The organism is Burkholderia cepacia (genome assembly GCF_001039005.1).
In the GTDB taxonomy this organism is placed as follows: domain Bacteria; phylum Pseudomonadota; class Gammaproteobacteria; order Burkholderiales; family Burkholderiaceae; genus Burkholderia; species Burkholderia theae.
The window spans coordinates 48,402-65,855 of record NZ_LDWR01000096.1 but is presented as its reverse complement, the minus strand read 5'-3'; the positions used below and the strand labels follow the sequence as shown (position 1 = coordinate 65,855).

Sequence of the window (17,454 nt, the reverse complement as noted above, 5' to 3'; positions counted from 1 at the left end):
CGAAAGAGTTACATGGACTTGAGTTTCGGCGTGGCCTTGCGGCCGAACAGCCGGGACATCAGCGGTTCGCTGCGCGCCGCGCTGTGCCCGGCGCGCACTTCCCCGTCGACGAGTTGTTTCGCGCAAGCCTGCAGCGCGCGCGCGACCGCCGTGCTGCGTGCGAGCCGCGACACCGGATGCCCCTGGTTGATCGCTTCGAGCACGGTCTCCGCGTCGTCGGGAATCGTGCAGGCGGCCTGCAGGCCGAGCACTTCCTCGAGCGCGGTGCGGGTCCGGTCGCTCGCGCGCGTCGCGCGGTTCACGATGAGCCGCATCTGGTCGGTCGAGTAGCCGAGCGACACGAGGATCTCCAGCAGCCGGCGGCCGGCGCGCACGTGCGGCATCGCGGGCTGCAGCACGATCTGGATCTGGTCGCTGCGATCCAGCGCGACCATCGACAGCGGATTGATGCCGACGCCGACGTCGAAGATCACGAAGTCGTAGCGCGGCGCGGCGACGCCGAGGATCCATTCGAGCGCGTCCTCACGCATCTCGGCGGCCCTGACCGGGTCGCCGGCGCCCGCGAGCACGTGGAAGTTCTCCGTCACGTGCGCGACGCTCGCGTCGAGAAACGCGCTGTCGAGCCGCTCGATCTGCGCGCAAAGCTGCGGCAGCGTCGACGGCGGAGTTTCGTCGCTGACCAGGAATGCCGCATCGGCGAACTGCTGGTTCAGGTCGATCAGCAGCACGCGGCGCTTGAAGCCCTCCGCGATCTCGAACGCGACGTTGCTGGCCGCGAAGCTCGTGCCGGCCCCGCCCTTGCACGACATGAACGACACGATCCGCGTATCGTCGGTGTCGCACCGCGTGCTTTGCGCGGCGGCACGCTCGAGCGCGCGGCCGAGCGCCTGCGGATCGAGCGGCCACTGCAGCACGTCGCGCGCGCCGGCGCGCATCGCGTCGAGCAGCACGTGCGGCGACGCGTCCGCCGTCACCAGGATGCAGGTCAGGCCCGCATGCCCGCGGCAGATCCGCTCGATCGCCGCCAGCTCGGACGGGTCGATCGACGTGCCGTCGACCAGCAGGATGTCGAACGCGTCGAGCCCGTCGGTGCGATGTTCGATCTGCGACGGGCGGCCGGTCGCGCGCGTCGCGCGATAGCGTCCGCTGTCGGCCACGAGGCGCGCGATCTGCGTGAGTCGCGCGGTATCGTCGGAAGCTACGAGGATATTGATCATGTCGTGTGCCTCGTCTGTTCGATCAGTTGCAAGCGTTGCCGCCGGTCGCGGAAGTCAGGCTTTCGCGCGGCAGCGTGGTCGTGAACGGCGGCATCGTCACCGTGACGTTCACGAACGGGATCATCGTCTTGACTGTGACGTTCGTGACGCTCACGGTCACGAACGCGCACGTGTTCACGGTGCAGCTCGCCGGCGAGTAGCTCACCGACACGTTCGCGCTCGACAGCAGCGGCAGCAGCGCGGTCACGCGCTTCGCGACGCCGGCGGCATTCACGTCGCAGACCACCGCGGTGCGCGCGCCGAGGCGCACGGCCTCGCTCGCGGTATTCCAGTAGAACAACACGCGGCCGAATTCGAAGATGCCGATCAGCAGCATGATCAGCACCGACGCGATCAGCCCGAACTCGACGATCGTCGAGCCGCGTTGACCGCGCCGGCGCGACAGGGGGAAGGGGCGTGCGTTCATGACACTTGCCTCATCACGGTGATGATGTTGCCGAAGGTGATCGACGACAGCCCCGGGTACGCGGGAATCGGCTGGTACTTGTAGCCCTTGACCTTCACTTCGACGACGTTGATGGCACCCGTCGCCGTGCCGCTCGCCGCGTTGTTGTTCGCGTCGTAGGTCGGCAGGTTCGAGAACTGCGACGGGTCGGACGCGTCGCTGCAGCCGGTCGTATGCGCCGCGTCGCAGATGGTCACCATCGAGGTCTTGAGCCCCGGCACCAGCTCGGTGCCGGACGCGCCGCAGGTTGTGCTGCCGTACACGACGAGACACTGCGCCGCCGACACCGGATACGCGCTGTCGGTCGGCAGCCAGATCGACAGGTAGCGCGCCGCGTCGCGCGTCGCCTTGGTCAGCGTCTCGTACTGGTAGATCGCGCGGCCGAACTCGGCCACGCCGGTCGCGAGCGTGACCATCGGGATCAGCACGAGCGCGAACTCGACAGCGGCGACGCCACGGGTGCGCGAACGACGAAACGGGGGCTTTTTCATGATCGCCTCTCCCTATTGAACGAGCATCGGCACCTGGACCCCGGACGCGCTGCCGTCGCCGGGCAAGCCGTGCGTCGCGCACGGATTGTTGCCGGATGTCGACGAACCGAGGTATTCGAGGTGTGCGACGATCCCGCCTTTGCCAGGGCTGAACGGAACCGGATCAAGCATCAGCACGCAGTCCCACTGCGTGACGTGCACCTTGCCGCTGTTGCCGTTCAGCGTCGAGCAGTCGCCTTCCGGCGCGAGCGCAACGCGGCGGTCGCCGCCGGAGGTCTGGTAGTTGCTCGCCGTCACGGTGCCGTTGGTGGCGATCCCGCTGCCCGCCGGCGGCGCGCCGTCGCCCTGGTAAGGCTTGAAGGTCGTGCGGTCGGTCACGAACTGCGTGTACGCGTCGCCCTTGATGCCCGCCGTTCCGGGCGGCCCGTAGTTCGGGCCGACATACGCATAGCCGGTGAAGTCGGGCTGGCCGCTCGAGCCGTTCGAGCCATTGGTGTAGATGCCGAAGCGTGTATTCCAGGCACGCAGCGACGCCGACTTCAGGCCCGTGCTGCCGAGATCGGGCGGGCTCGTGATATTGCAGGTGTTGCCCGACAGCTCGCTCGCGATGGTCGGCTCGTTCGTCGAGCCGTCGAGCGCCGCCCAGCCGAAGTTGCCGGGCCCGTAGGTCGTCGACGAGCCGGACAGCGACGAAATCCAGTCGCCGACCTTGTAGGACGGCGCGCCCGTCGCACGGCACACGAACACCGGAATCGCGCAGGTCGTCTGCCCGCCGCCGACCGTCGCGATCGCACTCGCCGACACTTCCGCCGCGTTCGCGAGCTTGGTGCCCGGCAGCACGTTCAGCACCTCGATGAACCAGTGCGCGATGTTGCTCAGCGTCGCGGTGCATTGCACGTACTTCATGTTCGCCGGCGTCGTGACGGAATTCTTCGGCAGGAACGGATCGGTCAGCGAATCGCTGAACGTGACGTTCGCATTCGTCAGCATCTGCACCGACTTGTTCTGGAAGAACACGAAGTTGAGATGCCCCGCGGCGATGCCGTCCGCTTCGGCGACGGACAGGCTGATCGCCGAGGTCAGGTCACGCGCAGCCGACAGCGCGCACGCATCGGCGCTGTTCTGCAGTTCGCTGCGCGTGACGTACAGCTTGCCGAGGTCCAGCGCAAGGCCGACGAACCCGATCATCACCGCCAGCGCGAGACCGACGATGATCGCGACGGCGCCGCGCTGGCGATGCAGGCCGCGACGGGTGACTTTCGGATAGCGAGTTGCGCTGGACATGGCGTTCTCCCTGAGCGTGCCGTCGTTACTGGCTGGCCTTGCCGATGCCGATCACGAAGGCATTGGTGGGCGGATCGACCTGCTTGAACGACTTGTCGTAGTTGTCGAGCGCGGCCGTGGCGGCGCCGCCGTTGACCACCGCCGGCGCTGTCGCGTGTTCGGCGGCATGCGGATCGATGATCTGGGCCTGCATCACGGCGCGGACCGATTCGCCGAAGCGGGTGTCCCACACCGGCGTCGACGACATGCAGCCGGCAAGCGCGAAGGCGAGCGGTACGGCGAGCGCCGCGCGGCGCACGAATACGAGGTAGGCGGATTTCATGAACGTCCCCTTGGATGGGTTCAACGATCGGTGGATTCGGGTTCCGCGCTCGCACGTGCGATTTGCGCGTGTGGAGCCGCCGGTATCCGGTGCGTGGGTCGCGCCGCCGGCCGGGCCGGCGTGTCGGGGCCGGCCGCCGCGAGGCGCGCGGCGGCGGCTTCGATGTGCGCGATACGGGCCGCGTTGGCCGTGTCGGGCTGCGGCGCGGTGGCCGCCACCGGCGCGGGCGTCTTGTGCGGCTCGGCCGGCACCGGCGGCTGTGCGTCCGTGCCTTGCGGCGCGCGCGGTGCGGGCAGCGCGGCAGCCGCCCCAGCGGGCGCTTCCGATTGCGGTGCTGGTGCCTGGGCCGGTGCCTGGGCCGGTGCTTGCGGTGCTGCTGCTGCGCCGTTCGCGGGTTGCGTGCCCGGCCGGCGGACCCCGCCGCGGCCTTCCATGTTGCCCGTCGCATACACGTCGGCTTCGTTCGGCTTCGAGAAGCTGTCGGTCGGCAGCGGCACGTCCGCGGTCTGCAGCGGCTTCACCAGGTGCGGCGTGATCAGGAAGATCAGCTCGGTGCGGTCCTGCTGGAACGACGTGCTGCGGAACAGCGCGCCGAGCACGGGCACTTCGCCGACACCCGGGATCGCCTTCAGCGAGCCGGTCCCGTTGTCCTTGATCAGCCCGCCGATCGCGAACGATTCGCCGTCGCTCATCTGGACCGTCGTCGACGCACGCCGCGTCGTGATCAGCGGCAGGATCGACGTGCCGCCGATGTTGGACGCACTCAGCGTGACGCCCGTCTGCGACAGTTCCGACACTTCCGGTGCGACCTTCAGGCTGATCCGGCCGTTCGCCAGCACGGTCGGCGTGAACTTCAGCGCGACGCCGAACTCCTCTTCCTGCAGCGTGATCGACGAGATGCCGTTGCCGCTGCTTTGCGGGATCGGAATGAAGATCTTGCCGCCGGCGAGGAACGTGGCTTCCTGGCCGCTGATCGTCACGAGATTCGGCTCCGCGAGGATCTTGACGAGGTTGTCGGTGTTCTGCGCATCGGCCGCGATGTTGAACGGCTTGTTGTTCGCCTTGCTGAAGGCGACCGCGCTGGAGACGCCCGCGAGCAGGTTGCTGACCAGCGCGCCGCTCCACGAACCGAACCCGCCCTGGATGTTGAGCGCGCTGCCCATCTGGTTGATCAGCGTCTTCGACACCTCGGCCACCTTCACTTCGAGCATCACCTGCTGCGGCGACGTGACGCTCAGCATGTTCAGCACGCCGCTGCCCTGCTTGGCGCCCGCGGCGGGGTCGCCGGCGCTGTCGCCGTAGGCACGTGCGATCTGCACGGCCTGCTGCGCGGCCTGCGAGCTCGACACGGTGCCCGACAGCACGATCGTGCCGGCCGCGGTCGTCACGCGGATATCGCGTTCACTCGGCATCAGCTGCTGCAGCGATGCCTGCAGCCCGCCGGCATCCGCGCCGACCGCTACATCGATCACGCGGCATGCACCGCTCCTGCCCTGCACGATCATGTTGGTCGTGCCGACCGACAGCCCGAGGATGTACAGCGTCTGCGGCGACACCATCGTTGCCTGCGCGACGGCCGGGTTGCCGATCGTCCGATTGCGGACCGGCTCCGGCATCGGCACCAGCAGCGACTTGCCGAGCGGCACGCTGACGCTGGTCGATTCGCGCACCGCGCCGACGCAGTTCGGCCCGTGCAGCGGCCCGGACGACGCGGCGGGTGCGGCGGCCGCTGCCGGCGCCATGCTGATCGTCATCTGTACCGGACCCTTGCCGATCGCGGCCGGCGCGCTGGCGCCGCCCTTCGTCAGCACGCCCGTTTCGATGCCTTCCTGGGCCAGTGCGCCATAAACGGTCAGCCATCCTGAACAGAGGATCGCGGCCATCATCGTGCCCCGTGCGACGCGCGTCCGCAGTGGGCCGGTACCTGTGCATTGCGGTTTGATCTTCATTTCGTCTGATCCCCCGAGAGACCGGCGCCGTGCCGGTTGTCGACTTCCCAGGCCGCCGTGCTTCGCTGACGGCCAATCTGTTTATCTGGATGTGTTGATCTGCTTCAGAAACATTCGACGCTGCCCTTCACGCCCGTCAGCACGCCGACGCAGTCGCGCCGCGCTTCCGGCGCCGCGTGCGACGCGACGTGCACGCGCACCGTCCGAACGTGTACGGGAGCCGGCGGCGCTTCGGGCACGGGTTCCTTGCCGAGCAGCGTCACCTTGGTCGCACCGCCGGTGTTCAGCGTCTTCTGGTCGACCTGGTTGCGCAGCACGAGCGACAGCGTGCCGACGCTGCGTGCGAGGTCGAGCCGTTCGGCCTGGTCGGGCGTGACTTCCAGCGTCACCGCGTTGACCACCTTCGGCGCGGTGTCGTCGCGGCTGACCTGCTGCGCGACGGCGAGCACGAGGATGTGTTCGAGCACGATCTTGGAGATGCTCTGCCCGTCGGTCTTGCCCTGCTGTTCCTGCGTGTTGACGATCACGTCGACGTAGTTGCCCGGCAGCGCGAAACCCGCGACGCCGACCACGTCGTTGACACGCACCGTGATCGCGCGGCTGCCGTCGGCGATTACCGCGGACAGCCCGCCCTTCGTGCCGACCGGTGCGAGCTTCGCTTCGATCACCGGCTCGCCGCGCGACAGGCTGGTGCGCACGACCCGACCTTCGAGCCCTTTCGTATCGGTGAACGCGCCGGTCGGCACACTGCTCGACGGCCAGCTGACCATGTGAATCTGGTTCGGCCCGAGCGGTTCGCCCAGGTTCAGGTCGGTGGTGGCCACCGCGACCGGCGTGACCGAACTCGTGGATGTCTGTACCAGCCAGTGAGACGCGAACACGACCGCGGCAAGACCCGCGACCATCGCGACGACCAGCATCATCAGCGCTCGACTGTTTTTCATGGCAATGCTCCTCGACGAATCGTGAAAGAAACGGCTCAACCGGTGATGAACGTACGTCCGCCTCGCTCGACGGGCGGCGGATGGCTGACGTCCCGTTCGGGCGCCGCGCCGAAATAGCTGGCCCACGCGTCGTACAGCGCGTCGTGCGTCACCTCGAGCGGACCGCCGCGGTAACGCGCGCCGGCGGCCACGAGGCGCAGCAGGTCCGCCGGAAAGCACGCGAGAAATGCCTTGCCGGTCGGCAGGTGCAGCCGGTGCAGCAGGTAGTCGAACGCATCGTTCGCCGATACGAGACCGAGCGATGCGCAGGCCGCGTCGTACACGGCGCGGTAGGCGTCGATCGACAGCGCACCGACGTGCAGCTTCGAGCCGAGGCGGCGCAGGAACGCGTCGTCGCAGAACTGGTCCGGCGCGAGGTTGCTCGAGAACACCGGCCACACGTCGAACGGCAGCACGAAGCGGTTGCCGGATTCGAGCGTCAGGAAATCGACGCCGCGATCGAGCGGGCGCAGCCAGCGATTGAGCAGGTCGCGCGGCTCGACGCGCTGGCGGCCGAGATCGTCGACGATGTACATGCCCATGTTCGCCTTCATGTGCGGCGGCGCCTGGTAGAAACCGGCGGCTTCGTCGCGGCGCAGGTCGAGCTCGTCGAGCGTCAGTTCGCCGCCGGACATCACGACCGGCCGCTTGCACAGGCGCCAGCGGCGATCGACCGACTGGCTGCCCGGTGGCGACGCCACGTCGACGTGCACGAGCGGGTCGTAGATCTGGATCACTTCGCCGGCCGCGCAGATCGCATGCGGCACCGGCACGCGGCCGTGCATCAGCGAACCGAGCCGCTCGGCGAGAAAGGTCTTGCCGCTGCCGGCCGGGCCGTAGATCAGCAGCGGACGGCCCGCGTTCAGCGCCGCGGCCGCCGCATCGAGCACCGACGTGTCGATCACGATGCCTTCGAACGCCGACCACACGTCTTCCTGGACGATGTGTAGCTTGTGCACCGAATGGGCGCTCACGCTGGCGAGATACGCGTCGAGCGTCACCGGCGCCGGCCCGCTGTAGCCGCTGCGCGCGCGTTCCTCGAGCGCGAGCACGCGGCCCGCATCGGTCAGGCGGAACGTCACGTCGAGATCGGTCGCGCCGCGATGGGTGAGCTCGACGAGATGCTCGCGCACCAGGAAAGCGAAGACGTCGTCGAGCACCGCGAGCGGCAGGCAGTGCCGCTCGACCAGGTCGCCGTACGACGGGCGGCCGAGCATCAGCGTCGACTTCAGCACGAGGCCCGCGACGAAGGTCGTGCTCAGCCCGGTTTCCGCGAGCGTGCGCGGCGCCGCCGGCAGCTGCGTGCCCAGCTTCGTATTGGCCTCCCGCGACGGCAGCGGATCGGGCAGGTGGGCCACCTGCGCGTCGCGTCTCGGTTCGGTGTGGTTCGTGTTCATGGTCGTTCCGTCCTCTATGCGGGTTCGTCGCGTTATGCGCACGACGCGAACAGCATGCCCAGCGTGCCGGCCGCGATCGCCACGCCGTACGGCAGCGTGCCGACCGAGGCGATTTCCACGGGGCCGTCGGCGGCATCCGTGCGCGCCCCCTGCGAGCGCCGCGCGATCAGCGCGCGGACGTTCGCCCACATCTGGCGCATCCGGCCGCGCAACAGCGCGAACGCGATGCCGCCGATCCCGCCGGCGATGAAGGTCGCCAGCACGATGTAAAACGTCATTTCCGCGCCGACCCACGCACCGATCGCGAGCATCAGCTTCACGTCGCCGGCCGCCATGCCGCGCAACAGGTAGAACGGCAGCAGCAGGCCGAAGCCGGTCGCGGCGCCGGCGAGCCATCCGAGTGCGCCAGCCAGGACGCCGTGCAACATGCACTGGGCGATCAGCGCGCCGCCGAGTCCGAGCGCGACGAGGCGATTCGGGATGCGTCGGGTCGCGATGTCCGTGCTGGCCGCGGCGACCGCGAGCAGCGTCACGCACAACGGAACCGGGTAAGGCGGCGCAACAGGTAACATGGCGAACCTCGCGGATCGAATTCGGTGAATCAGGAAACCAGCGCCATCGCGGTGGTCACGGCAAGCGTCACGGCCGCCGCGATCGCCTCATACGCATTGCCAAGCGAGCCTTTCAGCGTGACGACACTGCCCAGCACGGCGACGGCAAACATCGCCGCGAGCAACGCATACTCGATCGACGTCACGCCTTGCTCGTCGCCGATCCAGCGGCTGACGACACGCACTCGGGTCCGCATGATGATCTCCGGTTCCGGTTGATCGGAAGACCGGGACGGCTCGAGCGCTGCACCAGCCGAGCCGTCCGCGGTACGGTCCATCAGATGCCTGCCACCGCCGAATCCAGGTCGGCCGCGATCGTGCTGAACACGGTCTTGAGGTCCTTCCCGATGGTCGACAGCGCGAGGATGATGCCGACTGCGATCAGTGCGGCGATCAGGCCGTATTCGATGGCGGTCACGCCGTCTTCATCGCGGACGAAACGGCTGGCTTGTTGAATGAACTTGGACATGATGATCTCCTTGTGTGGTGACGCTCAAAGCGCTCGCGTGCCGGCTGGTCGGTTGACCGTGCATCGATACGTCGAGACGTGTTGTTGATGCCGTATGGTGGCGACGAACGATTCGGATGAGTCGCTCGTCGTGCCGCCCATCAGATGCCTGCTACTACTGAGTCCAGATCAGCCGCAACCGTGCTGAACACGGTCTTGAGATCCGTACCGATCGTCGTCAACGCGACGACGATTCCGATCGCGATCAGTGCGGCGATCAGGCCGTATTCGATGGCCGTCACACCTTCCTGATCCTGGATGAACCACGCGATCTTTTCGATGACTCTCGACATGAGTAATCTCCTTTCGGACTGCTATTAAATTCCCTTCGTCTGGCACGACGTCGGGGACGGGGGCACCACCGGCACTACAAGAAAATCGGAGCGCGACGCTCAGCTGCGAAGACAGGGATGCGCGCACCTGTCCGTGCGAACGGATTTCAGCGAGAGGAAACGCAGGAGATGCGCAACCGGTTCGATCAGCCGGATGAAGCCGGCGAGCCGATCGACCGGAACGGCGTCATTGCCGTTCGATGCGCGGAATTCAATTGAACGGGAGACAAACTCCCGGCGATGCTGCAGATCGATTTTGTCGCGGTCTGCGAGCCGCGATGTGCTGTGGTCTTTCATTTTTATACCCCGTGTGCTGCCATGCCGATTTTTATTGCCCTGACGATACCGGGTCTCATTGGCCTATCGACGAAGGTTCTTGCGGTGCTTCGACCTGGAGCTGCGTGTTTCCCCGACGCGCTCCGGCCTTCCTTTCCGCTGGTGATTGTCGAGTCGGTTCCGTCTGTCTTGTTTCAGAACCGCCCGGTCATCACATCGTCGACTGCCGTGCCAACGCTTACGCAAAGAGCGGACCATCTCGAGCGAAATCAAGGCCCATCAAGGGTTGCGGCGATCGCCGCGCTCCCCGGCCGGTGACGCGACACGGAAAATGTTTCAGATTTGATATACGCGTTCCGGCGAACGCGGCACGCCGGGATACGCGTCGCCGCGCTGCGCAAAGGGTCCAAAAAAATTTCTCGGGACTTTCCCGAACGCGTGAAGGCGGTCGTGTTTCGCGGGATCGGCGGCGTGCCGCACCGGTGAAAATCGGCAAATGTTTCACACCGGATACATTAATTCCGGTCGCGTCGATTTCTCATACCTGAAAACGCGGTTTTCACGCGACTCACCGGCGAATCGACATTCCGGGTTTCCGTGCGTGGTTTGCGTCATGCGATTTTTTCTCCAACAATGCATTCACCGGACAACGCCATTCAGAGCGATTCGATCCGGACGCAAGACAACATGAAACGGCTGCGACAGACCAAGCGGCCTCAACCAAATACGGGGCATCATGCACACAGCCAATCGTGGGACGCGCGATCGCGCCATACACCGGGCTCAATGGCTGACAGCAGACCGGATCATTCCGTACAGCTGCATCATGCTGATGCTCTTCGCGTCGTTGCTGATCGTCTGGGGCATCGTGACCGACGGCTTCACATCGAACGCCACCGCTCGCCCCGGCATCGACTTCTCGGTCTTCTGGACCGCATCGCATCTCGTGTTGCAAGGCCATGCGGCATCGGCCTACGACCCTTCGTCATTCTTGCAGGCCGAGTTCGCGCACTTCGGTGCGTATCTGCAGCACCGGCCGCTTCCCTGGCTCTATCCGCCGACGATGTTGCTGTTCATCGCTCCGGTTGCCCTCGTGCCTTTCCTGCCCGCATATTTCCTCTTTTTCGCGGGCAGCCTTTTATGCTACGCGTTCGCCGTCTCGCGGTTGTCGGGATTGCGCGCGCATCTTCCCGTGCCGCGCGCGGCGGCGCTCGTCGTGCTCGGGTATTCGGCGGTGTGCATGTCCGCGCTGTTCGGCCAGAACAGCATCCTGACCGCCGGCCTCGCGGCACTCGCGCTGCATCTGCTCGGCAAGCGCCCGATCCTGGCCGGCGTATTGATCGGACTACTCGCGATCAAGCCGCAACTGGCCGTGGTGTTCCCGTTCGTGCTGATCGCGGCGCGTGCGTGGCGCACCTTCGCGGCGGCGGCCATCAGCGCGATGCTGTTCGCGGCGGCCGGCGTCGCGCTGGCCGGCCCCGCCGCACTGCACGGGTTGAGCCATGCGATGTCGACGGTACGCGACCAGCATTTCATGCTCGCGTCGTACTGGCTCGCATCGCCGACGCCGTTCGCCGCGTTGCGGCTCGCGGGCGCGCCGGTCGCGATCGCGCTGGCCGCGCAAGCGGCGATCGCCGTGCTCGCGCTGACGGCCGCCGTCGACGTGTGGCGCCGCACACGCGACATGCGCCTGCGCGGCGCGGTGCTGGCGGTCGCCACGCTGCTGACGACGCCGTATCTGTGGAACTACGAACTGACGTGGCTCGGCATCGCGATCTTCTGCCTGCTCGCCTACGGTCTGGACGAAGGCTGGTTGCCCGGCGACCAGGGCATTCTCCTGCTCGCGTGGCTGCTGCCGATCTTCGAAATGCTGAACCGGCTGATGAAGCTGCCGCAGATCGGGCCGCTCGTGCTGCTCGCGGTGCTGTTCGTCGTCGTGCGCCGCACGGCGCTTGCGTCCCGGAGCGCATGATGAAGGCGCCCTCGTTCGCCCGCCACGCGCATCCGGCCGTCGACATGCATCCGGAGCTCCCGATCGCGGGCCCGCGCCGCTACCCGCACTGGCTCAATCGCGATCGCGTGCGTCTCTATGCGGCCGGCGTGTTGCTGGCCGAGCTGCTGTTCATCGGCATCTACGTGATCCGCGTGGCCCTGTCGCGCCACGGCGCACTGGAACCGCTGTCGCAGGATTTCTCGCCGATCTGGAGCGCCGCGTGGCTCGCCGCGCACGGACACGGTGCCGACGCATGGCACTTCCCCGCGCTGTTCGCGGTCCAGAAGCTCGCGGTCCCGACGATGACGCTCGCGGACGGCACGCTGCCGTGGCTCTATCCTCCGACGATGCTGCTGCTCGTGCTGCCGCTCGGCTGGCTGCCGTACACGCTGGCGCTCGTGCTGTGGCTCGGTGTCACGTATGCGCTGTTCGCCGCGACGATCCGCGCGACCGCGCAGCGCGATGCCGCGTGGCTGTGCGCGCTCGCCTTCCCCGGCGCGTTCCTCACCGTAATCGTCGGGCAGACCAGCCTCTTCACCGCGCTGCTTGCCGGCATCGGCCTGTTCGTGCTGAACCGCCGCCCCGTGTGCGCCGGGATCTGCTTCGGCCTGCTGACGATGAAGCCGCAGCTCGCCGTGCTGTTCCCGCTCGCGCTGCTGTGCGCGGGCCAATGGCGCGCGCTGGCCGCGTGGGCCGCGACGATCGCCGGCAGCGCCGCGCTTGCGACGCTCGCGTTCGGGATCGGCCCGTGGGTCACATTCGCGCATGTGCTCGGCAACGTGTATGCGATCGTCGGCACCGGTCACGCCAAGCTCGCGCGCATGCCGACCGTGTTCGCGCTCGCGACGATGGCCGGCTGGCCCGCGCTTGCCGCGCGCAGCCTGCAGCTGCTGTCGGCCGCGGCCGCCGTCTTCGCCGTCGTCTACGCGTGGCGTGGCGCATGTTCGTACGCGCTGCGCGCCGCGACCCTCGCGTGCGCATGCCTGCTCGTCAGCCCTTACCTGTACGACTACGACCTGACGTGGTACGGCATCGTGATCGCGTGGTACGCGCGTTATGCGTGGACGCACGGCTGGCGGCGCTTCGATCGCGAATGGCTGATGCTGATGTGGCCGATGCCGCTCGCGGGCCTGGCGGTCGTGCCGCATCTGTCGTTCCAGTTCATGCCGCTCGTCACGCTGGCGTCGCTCGCGCTGCTCGTCAGCCGGATCGCCCAGGAACGACACGACGTGCCGTCGATACCGGACGCACGCGACGACTCGACCGAGACCGGATTCGCGCATCCGGTCCGACCGCACCACCGCCCGGCGTACGGAATGCGCCGCGCCGGCCGCCCGACCTTCGGCGCGGACCGGTGAAGCGACATCACAAAGGGGAATCATCATGCGGGAACCACACTTCACGCCGCTCGTTTCGCTGGTCGTGCCGTTCTATAACGAAGGCGAGGCGGTCGAGCATTTCTTCGACGTCGTGATTCCGTTGCTGACGGCCATCGCGTCGATCCGCTTCGAGATCGTCTGCGTGAACGACGGCAGCCGCGACGACACGCTCGAACGCCTGATCCGGATCAGCACCCGCGAGCGGCGCGTGCGCGTCATCGATCTCACCCGCAACTTCGGCAAGGAAGCGGCGCTGACGGCCGGCCTCGACGAAGCCGCCGGCGACGCGGTGATCCCGCTCGACGCCGACCTGCAGGACCCGCCGAGCCTGATTCCGGTGATGATCGAACACTGGCGCGACGGCGCGGAGGTCGTCGCGGCGAAGCGCAGCAACCGCGCCTGCGATTCGTTCGCGAAGCGCACCGCCGCCGCGATCTACTACCGCGTGCACAACCTGCTGTCGGACGTGAAGCTGCCGGAGAACGTCGGCGATTTCCGGCTGATGGATCGCAAGGTCGTGAACGCGCTGCGCAGCCTGCCCGAGCGGCACCGCTTCATGAAGGGGCTGTTCGCGTGGGTCGGCTACCGCACCGTGATCGTCGAATACCAGCGCGATCCGCGCAGCGCCGGACACTCGAAGTTCTCCGGCTGGAAGCTGTGGAATTTCGCGCTGGAAGGGATCACCAGCTTCAGCACCGTGCCGCTGCGCAGCTGGACCTACATCGGCGTCGGCATCGCTGCGCTCGCGTTCCTGTACGGCTCGTTCATCGTCTTGCGCACGCTGCTGTTCGGCAATCCGGTGCTCGGTTACGCGTCGCTGATCTCGATCACGCTGTTCATCGGCGGTATCGAGCTGATCGGCATCGGCGTGGTCGGCGAATATATCGGGCGGATCTACGACGAGTCGAAGCAACGGCCCGTGTACCTGATCCGCCGCCGCTACCAGGCGCACGCCAAGGTGATCGAGCTCCCGGTCGCGCGCGACGCGCGCCGCCAGATCGCACGCCGGCGCGTGCAGCCGATCCGTGCGCGGATCGACGCACGCTGAACGCGCGCAGACGGCCATGATCGACCTGCTCTATGCCGAACGCACGAGGCTCGTGCGCTTCGGCTTGTCGGGGCTGTTCTCGACCGCGATCCACACGCTGGTCGCATCGGCGATGTTCGAGATGTGCGATGCGACGCTGGTGACCGCGAATGCGGTCGCGTTCCTGTGCGCCACGGCGTTCTCGTATCTCGCGAATACGCTGTGGAGCTTCTCGTCGACGGTGCGCACGCGCAACGCGCTGCGCTTTTTCGCGGTCACGCTGGCCGGCTTCCTCGAAACGCTGCTGCTCGCGCGCGCCGCAGAAGCGTTCGATGTGTCGCGCGGGATGAGCATCGTCGTGATCGCGCTGCTCATTCCGCCGACGACGTTCGTGCTGCATCGGCTCTGGACCTACCGTTGAGCGGCCTGTCGCCGGTCGTCCCGCCTCATTTCCCATTTCAGAAAAATAATCGATCAATCAATTAACAGATTCAATGTCGCGATATTTATGTCACGCATCAATTCGATTGATTCCGATATTAAAATTACCGCCTGAAATTATTTTAACGACCCTGTTTACTTTCACAGCTTCCAGAATTAATCGAACGGGATAACCTGCATTCGCCATCGCGTCCGTACGAGCCCCAATCAGCGTGGAGCCTTGCGGGACAAGGCGATGGCCGCTGCACGAAGAAATTCGCGCAACAATAAGTCCCATTCCTTCAAACGGGAGCTTCTATGTCACGCGTCACCGATGTGCTCGTTTCTTTCGATACCGAAACCATTCTCAAAAAATATCCGAATCCCAGCAAGAATCCGGCCGCGCCGACGCTGATCGACTGGCGTTATGTCTATATGGTGACCAACCAGGACAACGTCATCTCCGGGCAGGCGGGCGGCGAACTCGACCTGAAGGCGCAGGTCGGCGACCTGATCCGCTGGCGTGAAACGAGCCTGTCGCTGGGCTTCGAGAACCAGGTGGTGTTCTACAAGTTCATCGGCAACGTCGGCAACGAACTGATCTCGACGCCGACGCCGCGGGTCGCGGAAGCGTCGATTCCGGTGCCGAACACCAGCAAGCCGGAAGTGCCGACGTGCCAGAAGGTCGCGAACTACTACTGGTCGTCGGAATGCCTGAAGGTCGGCCGCGTGACCTATCACTTCCAATTCCAGATCATCGATCGCAACTGCCAGAGCCAGGGCTGCTTCTCGTGGGATCCGTTCATCTCGATCCATAACTGATCGCGGCAGGCGGGCGGCCGCGCTGCGGTCGCCCGCGTCGTTTCCTTGTTGCGGAGGAAGTGCTCATGTCTGGTCTTCGTTGCGATGTGCTCGCGATCGTCGATGCCGTCACGCTGCTGTCGGCCTACCCCGATGCGAGCCGGGACGCGGCCGCACCGACCGTGATCGACGGCCGGCACATCTACGTGTTGAGCCCGGGCGACGCCGTGCAGCTCGGCCACAACGACAACCGGCTCTTTGCCGGCCTCGCGCCGGGCGACGAGTTGCACCTGCGCGAAACCGCGCTGGCGCTGCGTGCCGAGTTGAGCGTGTTGTTCGTCCGGTTCGCGTTGAAGGATGCGGGCATCGTCGCGCCGATCGAAGCGGAAGTGCGCGACGCCACCACGCCGGTACCGGATGGCGACGACCTGCTTCATCCGTCGTGCCGGCCGCTGAAAGACCATGTCTGGCGCAGCGAGGTACTGGCCGCCGGCACCACCACGTGTACGGCCGATTTCGCCGTGCTCGATCGCGACGGCGCCGTGTCGGGTTATTTCCGCTGGGAAACGTCGATCGAGATCGCCGGCAGCCAGCCGGACACGAAGCAAGCGGATTTCAAGCCGTCGTCGGACCGGAACGGCAACTTCAACCTGCCGCCGAATACCGCGTTCAAGGCGCTCTTCTACGCGAATGCCGCCGACCGGCAGGACCTGAAACTGTTCATCGACGATGCGCCGGAACCGGCCGCCTCGTTCATCGGCAACAGCGACGCCGGCGTCAGGCTGTTCACGCTGAATTCGCAAGGCGGCAAGATCCGGATCGATGCCTCGGCCAACGGCAGGAAATCCGCGACCGATGCGCGCCTCGCGCCGCTGTCCGCGGGCGACACGGTTTGGCTCGGCTGGCTCGGGTCCGAGGACGGCGCCGACAGCGACTTCAACGACGGTATCGTTATCCTGCAGTGGCCGATTACCTGATCGCACGTTCGCCGTATTGCACTCAGGTGCGCGGCAGCCCCGGCGGATTGATCTGCGACTTGTCGATCGACTCGGCGTCGAGACTCCAGCGGCCGAGCACCTTCCGGTAGCTGCCGTTCGCGATCAGCGCATTGATCGCGATCGTCAGTGGATCGGCAAGGCCGCTGCCCTTGCGCGTCGTGATCGCGATGTCCGCGGTGCGCGGCCAGCCGCCGCTCACGGTGCCGATCAGCTTCGCGTCGCCGCGCAGCGACGCCTGGTACGCGAGCATCGAATTCACGCTGAAGATCGTGTCGACGCGGCCCGATTGCAGCGCGACCCAGCGCTCCGCCGCATCGGCGTAATACTGGATCTCGACCGGCGCGAGGCCGCGTGCGACGTTCTGCCGGTTCCATTCGAGCAGGATCTTTTCCTGGTTCGTCCCCGAGTCGGTTACTACGCGCAGCCCCGCGACGTCCTTCGGCTCGCGGATCGCGGCGATCCGGCTGTTGTTCTTCACATAGAAACCGAGCTGATCTCGCCGATAGGTCGAGAAGTCGAACTTCTCCTTGCGCTGCTCGGTGACCGTCACGTTCGAGATCACCGCGTCGACCTTGCCGGATTGCAGCGCGAGCGGCCAGTCGGCCCACGCGAGCGGCACGATCTTCAGCTTGCGGCCGATGCTGTCCGCGATGAGCTGCGCGAGATCGGGATCGAAGCCGACCACCGTGCGCGCATCGGTCGCATAAGTGCTGAGCGGCGGCAGGTTCGGTGCGATGCCGATCGTCAGCGTGTTTGCTTCGGCAAACCTGAAGCCGCCCGGCAACGCCTGTTCGACCGCCGGGTTCACGGTGCCGCGCTGCCGGCCAGGCTGCTCGGGGCTCAGGTCGAACGTCGCGGCCTGCGCAACAACGCTGCCGCCAAGCAGGACGGCGGCCAGCACACGCACGACGCGCGCCACGGGAAATGCTGTTCTTCTCATGTTGTCGGGATTCCTTCCGGT

At 66.5% G+C, this 17,454-nt stretch carries 20 protein-coding genes; 6 read left to right on the top strand and 14 right to left on the bottom strand.

The genetic code is table 11. The features are described from left to right. Positions 1 to 8: 8 nt before the first annotated feature. The 13 genes from VL15_RS37275 to VL15_RS42400 form a co-directional block, all read right to left on the bottom strand. Positions 9 to 1,217, bottom strand: a complete 1,209-nt coding sequence (locus VL15_RS37275) for an AAA family ATPase (RefSeq protein WP_048251889.1) — start codon at positions 1,215 to 1,217, stop codon at positions 9 to 11. 22 nt (positions 1,218 to 1,239) lie between these two features. Further along, positions 1,240 to 1,683, bottom strand: coding sequence for a TadE/TadG family type IV pilus assembly protein (locus VL15_RS37270; protein WP_048251888.1), 444 nt, complete (start codon positions 1,681 to 1,683; stop codon positions 1,240 to 1,242). Then, a complete protein-coding gene (locus tag VL15_RS37265) occupies positions 1,680 to 2,213 on the bottom strand; it encodes a TadE/TadG family type IV pilus assembly protein (RefSeq protein WP_048251886.1) in 534 nt (177 codons plus the stop codon). The genes VL15_RS37270 and VL15_RS37265 overlap by 4 nt, the downstream gene beginning before the upstream one ends. A 12-nt stretch (positions 2,214 to 2,225) precedes the next feature. Beyond that, positions 2,226 to 3,497 carry a pilus assembly protein TadG-related protein gene (locus VL15_RS37260; RefSeq protein WP_048251885.1) on the bottom strand — a complete coding sequence of 424 codons (1,272 nt, stop codon included), beginning with the start codon at positions 3,495 to 3,497 and terminating at the stop codon, positions 2,226 to 2,228. Positions 3,498 to 3,522: 25 nt separating this feature from the next. Then, positions 3,523 to 3,819, bottom strand: a complete 297-nt coding sequence (locus tag VL15_RS37255; RefSeq protein WP_048251883.1) for a hypothetical protein — start codon at positions 3,817 to 3,819, stop codon at positions 3,523 to 3,525. 20 nt (positions 3,820 to 3,839) lie between these two features. Then, a complete protein-coding gene (locus VL15_RS37250; RefSeq protein ID WP_048251882.1) occupies positions 3,840 to 5,768 on the bottom strand; it encodes a type II and III secretion system protein family protein in 1,929 nt (642 codons plus the stop codon). Positions 5,769 to 5,872: 104 nt separating this feature from the next. After that, positions 5,873 to 6,712, bottom strand: coding sequence for a Flp pilus assembly protein CpaB (cpaB, locus tag VL15_RS37245; protein WP_048251881.1), 840 nt, complete (start codon positions 6,710 to 6,712; stop codon positions 5,873 to 5,875). Between the two features lie 35 nt (positions 6,713 to 6,747). Beyond that, complete coding sequence (locus VL15_RS37240) at positions 6,748 to 8,148, bottom strand: ATP-binding protein (protein WP_048251879.1); 1,401 nt, start codon at positions 8,146 to 8,148, stop codon at positions 6,748 to 6,750. A gap of 32 nt (positions 8,149 to 8,180) precedes the next feature. Continuing rightward, positions 8,181 to 8,720, bottom strand: a complete 540-nt coding sequence (locus VL15_RS37235; RefSeq protein ID WP_048251877.1) for an A24 family peptidase — start codon at positions 8,718 to 8,720, stop codon at positions 8,181 to 8,183. A 29-nt stretch (positions 8,721 to 8,749) separates the two neighbouring features. Then, positions 8,750 to 8,956 carry a Flp family type IVb pilin gene (locus tag VL15_RS37230; RefSeq protein ID WP_048251944.1) on the bottom strand — a complete coding sequence of 69 codons (207 nt, stop codon included), beginning with the start codon at positions 8,954 to 8,956 and terminating at the stop codon, positions 8,750 to 8,752. Between the two features lie 80 nt (positions 8,957 to 9,036). Beyond that, positions 9,037 to 9,228 carry a Flp family type IVb pilin gene (locus VL15_RS37225; RefSeq protein WP_011349893.1) on the bottom strand — a complete coding sequence of 64 codons (192 nt, stop codon included), beginning with the start codon at positions 9,226 to 9,228 and terminating at the stop codon, positions 9,037 to 9,039. Positions 9,229 to 9,368: 140 nt separating this feature from the next. After that, the gene (locus VL15_RS37220; protein ID WP_048251875.1) at positions 9,369 to 9,560 is read right to left on the bottom strand and encodes a Flp family type IVb pilin; all 192 of its coding nucleotides are present in this window, start codon (positions 9,558 to 9,560) and stop codon (positions 9,369 to 9,371) included. Between the two features lie 99 nt (positions 9,561 to 9,659). Next, on the bottom strand, positions 9,660 to 9,896 hold the full coding sequence (locus VL15_RS42400; protein WP_155420385.1) for a hypothetical protein: 237 nt from the start codon (positions 9,894 to 9,896) through the stop codon (positions 9,660 to 9,662). A 715-nt stretch (positions 9,897 to 10,611) separates the two neighbouring features. Between VL15_RS42400 and VL15_RS37215 the strand changes: the two genes are divergently transcribed. From VL15_RS37215 to VL15_RS43445, 6 genes are all read left to right on the top strand, one after another. Continuing rightward, positions 10,612 to 11,847, top strand: a complete 1,236-nt coding sequence (locus tag VL15_RS37215) for a glycosyltransferase family 87 protein (RefSeq protein ID WP_048251873.1) — start codon at positions 10,612 to 10,614, stop codon at positions 11,845 to 11,847. Beyond that, the gene (locus VL15_RS37210; protein ID WP_048251872.1) at positions 11,847 to 13,226 is read left to right on the top strand and encodes a glycosyltransferase family 87 protein; all 1,380 of its coding nucleotides are present in this window, start codon (positions 11,847 to 11,849) and stop codon (positions 13,224 to 13,226) included. The genes VL15_RS37215 and VL15_RS37210 overlap by 1 nt, the downstream gene beginning before the upstream one ends. A 25-nt stretch (positions 13,227 to 13,251) precedes the next feature. Beyond that, positions 13,252 to 14,295 carry a glycosyltransferase family 2 protein gene (locus VL15_RS37205; protein WP_048251871.1) on the top strand — a complete coding sequence of 348 codons (1,044 nt, stop codon included), beginning with the start codon at positions 13,252 to 13,254 and terminating at the stop codon, positions 14,293 to 14,295. 16 nt (positions 14,296 to 14,311) lie between these two features. Next, a complete protein-coding gene (locus VL15_RS37200; RefSeq protein WP_048251943.1) occupies positions 14,312 to 14,695 on the top strand; it encodes a GtrA family protein in 384 nt (127 codons plus the stop codon). Positions 14,696 to 15,012: 317 nt separating this feature from the next. Further along, positions 15,013 to 15,516 carry an inclusion body family protein gene (locus VL15_RS37195; protein WP_048251869.1) on the top strand — a complete coding sequence of 168 codons (504 nt, stop codon included), beginning with the start codon at positions 15,013 to 15,015 and terminating at the stop codon, positions 15,514 to 15,516. Positions 15,517 to 15,581: 65 nt separating this feature from the next. Continuing rightward, positions 15,582 to 16,472 (top strand): AidA/PixA family protein, encoded by an 891-nt coding sequence (locus tag VL15_RS43445; RefSeq protein ID WP_080971080.1) that lies wholly within the window; start codon positions 15,582 to 15,584, stop codon positions 16,470 to 16,472. 22 nt (positions 16,473 to 16,494) lie between these two features. Here the strand turns inward: VL15_RS43445 and VL15_RS37180 are convergent, their stop codons facing one another. Beyond that, positions 16,495 to 17,433 carry an ABC transporter substrate-binding protein gene (locus tag VL15_RS37180; protein WP_048251868.1) on the bottom strand — a complete coding sequence of 313 codons (939 nt, stop codon included), beginning with the start codon at positions 17,431 to 17,433 and terminating at the stop codon, positions 16,495 to 16,497. Between the last annotated feature and the right edge of the window lie 21 nt (positions 17,434 to 17,454).

Excerpts from the sequence above, each read along its gene's own strand:
- VL15_RS37220 (WP_048251875.1), bottom strand. The coding sequence starts at position 9,560 with ATGTCGAGAGTCATCGAAAAGATCGCGTGGTTCATCCAGGATCAGGAA.
- cpaB (WP_048251881.1), bottom strand. The coding sequence starts at position 6,712 with ATGAAAAACAGTCGAGCGCTGATGATGCTGGTCGTCGCGATGGTCGCG.
- VL15_RS37215 (WP_048251873.1), top strand. The coding sequence starts at position 10,612 with ATGCACACAGCCAATCGTGGGACGCGCGATCGCGCCATACACCGGGCT.
- VL15_RS37265 (WP_048251886.1), bottom strand. The coding sequence starts at position 2,213 with ATGAAAAAGCCCCCGTTTCGTCGTTCGCGCACCCGTGGCGTCGCCGCT.
- VL15_RS37250 (WP_048251882.1), bottom strand. The coding sequence starts at position 5,768 with ATGAAGATCAAACCGCAATGCACAGGTACCGGCCCACTGCGGACGCGC.
- VL15_RS37195 (WP_048251869.1), top strand. The coding sequence starts at position 15,013 with ATGTCACGCGTCACCGATGTGCTCGTTTCTTTCGATACCGAAACCATT.
- VL15_RS37240 (WP_048251879.1), bottom strand. The coding sequence starts at position 8,148 with ATGAACACGAACCACACCGAACCGAGACGCGACGCGCAGGTGGCCCAC.
- VL15_RS37260 (WP_048251885.1), bottom strand. The coding sequence starts at position 3,497 with ATGTCCAGCGCAACTCGCTATCCGAAAGTCACCCGTCGCGGCCTGCAT.
- VL15_RS37230 (WP_048251944.1), bottom strand. The coding sequence starts at position 8,956 with ATGCGGACCCGAGTGCGTGTCGTCAGCCGCTGGATCGGCGACGAGCAA.
- VL15_RS43445 (WP_080971080.1), top strand. The coding sequence starts at position 15,582 with ATGTCTGGTCTTCGTTGCGATGTGCTCGCGATCGTCGATGCCGTCACG.
- VL15_RS42400 (WP_155420385.1), bottom strand. The coding sequence starts at position 9,896 with ATGAAAGACCACAGCACATCGCGGCTCGCAGACCGCGACAAAATCGAT.
- VL15_RS37180 (WP_048251868.1), bottom strand. The coding sequence starts at position 17,433 with ATGAGAAGAACAGCATTTCCCGTGGCGCGCGTCGTGCGTGTGCTGGCC.
- VL15_RS37210 (WP_048251872.1), top strand. The coding sequence starts at position 11,847 with ATGAAGGCGCCCTCGTTCGCCCGCCACGCGCATCCGGCCGTCGACATG.
- VL15_RS37255 (WP_048251883.1), bottom strand. The coding sequence starts at position 3,819 with ATGAAATCCGCCTACCTCGTATTCGTGCGCCGCGCGGCGCTCGCCGTA.
- VL15_RS37270 (WP_048251888.1), bottom strand. The coding sequence starts at position 1,683 with ATGAACGCACGCCCCTTCCCCCTGTCGCGCCGGCGCGGTCAACGCGGC.
- VL15_RS37235 (WP_048251877.1), bottom strand. The coding sequence starts at position 8,720 with ATGTTACCTGTTGCGCCGCCTTACCCGGTTCCGTTGTGCGTGACGCTG.
- VL15_RS37225 (WP_011349893.1), bottom strand. The coding sequence starts at position 9,228 with ATGTCCAAGTTCATTCAACAAGCCAGCCGTTTCGTCCGCGATGAAGAC.
- VL15_RS37205 (WP_048251871.1), top strand. The coding sequence starts at position 13,252 with ATGCGGGAACCACACTTCACGCCGCTCGTTTCGCTGGTCGTGCCGTTC.
- VL15_RS37275 (WP_048251889.1), bottom strand. The coding sequence starts at position 1,217 with ATGATCAATATCCTCGTAGCTTCCGACGATACCGCGCGACTCACGCAG.
- VL15_RS37200 (WP_048251943.1), top strand. The coding sequence starts at position 14,312 with ATGATCGACCTGCTCTATGCCGAACGCACGAGGCTCGTGCGCTTCGGC.